Below are 1,819 nucleotides of genomic sequence, written 5' to 3' on the forward strand. Positions count from 1 at the left end.
ACTTTGATGCTAGCGCATCTAGGTCTTTTTTTCACCTCGCATTTGGTATTGCACTTCATGTGTTAATCTAAGAATTTAAAAATAATTGTCCGCATAAAAAAAGCCAAACCTTATTCAGATTCAGCTATTTTAGTAAAGTATCCAATCGGATAAACGTCAGCGGTTTAACACTATGACAGTTAAGCCACTTGTACAGGGATAATATTGGCGGTGTCTTTAACGGTATTGTCTTCGTTGCAATAGACCAGTTTTGGCTGATACGTTTCGGCCTCAGCTTCATCAAAATGCGCGTAAGCACAGATGATAACAATATCACCTAAGTCTGCCATATGAGCGGCGGCACCGTTTAATGAGATGATACCAGAGCCGGCTTCAGCGCGGATAGCATAGGTGCGAAAGCGTTTGCCATTGGTGACATTATAGATGTCGATAGATTCGTTTTCACGCAGACCGGCAAGGTCTAACAGATCACCGTCGATACCGCATGAGCCTTCGTAGTGAAGTTCGGCATGAGTAACACGGGCGCGATGTAATTTGCATTTGAGCATATTAAGTAGCATAGGTTGCTTCCTTAGCGTAACTGATATAAATGAACCAAATCAAAAGCTTAATGGGGACAAGATTGGTAGAATAAAAGTTATTTGAATAAAAGTCACTCATAAATTATCGATTTAGCTATTTAAATAGCTCATCCGAATGACCGAATATTATTCAGGTAATTTAAAACCATTAATTTGTGCGCGTGCTTTTTCGATATCACCATCTAATAACAGTGGTAAAGCATCAAAAGCGGCGCTTAGAGCGCTATCGATGGCTGTCTGCTCATCAGGAGAGGCTTTAGAGAGCACATGTCCGCTGACTTTAGATTTGTGACCAGGATGACCAATACCCACACGCAGGCGATGAAAATCGTTACCAATATGTGGGGTGATATCACGCAAACCATTATGTCCACCATGACCGCCAGCGGTTTTGAGTTTGATGCTACCAGCTGGAATATCGAGCTCATCATGGGCAATTAATAGCTCATTATTATCAATACCATAAAAATTGACCATCGGCACTACTGACTGGCCAGATTTATTCATAAAGGTCAGTGGCAGTAATAAACGCACATCGTGCCCGTGAATTTGTCCACGTCCTGTCATTCCATGGAATTTTTTGTCATGGGCAAGGGTGATATTAAACTGCTGAGCCAAATGATAGACGAACCAAAATCCTGCATTATGACGCGTAAACATATACTGCTGACCAGGATTACCAAGACCGACAATAAGCTTTATGGCCATAAAAATATCCTGCTTGAATTTAATAAGTGGTGGTGTTCTAAAAAGTATGCTGGCATCAGACGTAGCCATAATTGATGTAAAAGAACACCAAATCAAACACTTTAAAATGATTATCAAGCTTTTTTGAGAAGCAACAAGTCTTTCTAACCGCTCGTCTTAATCGGTGTCTAAGGCGACAGTTATTACCCTCTATACCTATGGTATGCTGTTTGCCAACCTGTTTGTGATCACCTTTAAAGGCGGTTTTAAAGCTATCCCAGTTGTCCATACTGATAGAGCCATAGCTTACTTTAAGTTGTTAGATTAACATACCAAGTGCAACGCTAAATTATATTATAGAACACCTGATTGGGCGTTTTAAACCCTAAGCGTTTTCTTGGTCTGTTGTTTAGTTTATTCTCAATGTCCTGTATCTCATTATCAGAGACTTGTCTAAAGTCACAACCCTTAGGCAAGAACTCTCTGATTAAGCCGTTGGTATTCTCGTTGGTTCCTCGCTGCCATGACGCATAAGCATCGGCAAAGAAGAA

General features: G+C 40.6%; 3 protein-coding genes and 1 pseudogene. All 4 read right to left on the reverse strand.

The window, feature by feature from the left end:
- Positions 1-179: 179 nt before the first annotated feature.
- Complete coding sequence (gene panD, locus EI161_RS14170) at positions 180-560, reverse strand: aspartate 1-decarboxylase (protein WP_149490449.1); 381 nt, start codon at positions 558-560, stop codon at positions 180-182.
- Between the two features lie 147 nt (positions 561-707).
- Entirely contained in the window at positions 708-1,289 is a 582-nt protein-coding gene (pth, locus tag EI161_RS14175; protein ID WP_192523778.1) for an aminoacyl-tRNA hydrolase, read from the reverse strand.
- 55 nt (positions 1,290-1,344) lie between these two features.
- Positions 1,345-1,584: pseudogene (locus EI161_RS14180) on the reverse strand (IS1 family transposase); the annotation flags it as partial.
- Between the two features lie 28 nt (positions 1,585-1,612).
- A partial coding sequence (locus EI161_RS14185; protein WP_192524905.1) for an IS30 family transposase occupies positions 1,613-1,819 on the reverse strand: 207 nt, incomplete at its 5' end.

It is taken from the genome of Psychrobacter sp. FME5, assembly GCF_014861375.1.
GTDB lineage: Bacteria > Pseudomonadota > Gammaproteobacteria > Pseudomonadales > Moraxellaceae > Psychrobacter.